1 rRNA gene is annotated in these 483 nt (G+C 55.2%); it reads left to right on the top strand.

The features are described 5' to 3' along the window. Window positions 1-483 (top strand): 23S ribosomal RNA (locus C471_RS17840); the annotation flags it as partial.

Genomic DNA, 483 nt, shown 5'->3' with positions numbered 1-483 from the left:
ACGCAATAGCGATGTCGTGAGTAACCGCGAGTAAAAGCGACACAGCCCAAACCGAAGGTCTTCGGACCAATGTGGTGTTCGGGTTGACAATCAAAACGCGAACTCTCATTCGAAGTCTCCTGGAACGGAGCGTGAAACAGGGTGACAACCCCGTAGAATGAGGAAGTACCGTTGGCGTCAATACCAGAGTAGCAGGGGTCGGATATCCTCTGTGAACAACTCAGGCATCCCCTGAGAAGGCTAAACACTCCTCGAGNGTAGCGTGAGCGAACGCTGAAAAGCACCCCGAGAAGGGCGGTGCAATAGGGCCTGAAATCAGTTGGCGATCGAGCGACAGGGCGTACAAGGCGATTCTCAAAACGACCGAGGAGCGATCCTCCAGTAGGAAGAGAGTCGAGCCGGCGTCGTGTCGTGCGTTTTGAAAAACGACCCAGGGAGTGCACTTGATTGGCGAGTCTAACCCGTGAACCGGGGAAGGCGCAG

It is taken from the genome of Halorubrum saccharovorum DSM 1137 (assembly GCF_000337915.1).
Taxonomy (GTDB): Archaea; Halobacteriota; Halobacteria; order Halobacteriales; family Haloferacaceae; genus Halorubrum; species Halorubrum saccharovorum.
The sequence above is the reverse complement of the archived record's forward strand: the minus strand, read 5'-3'. Positions and strand labels throughout refer to the sequence as shown.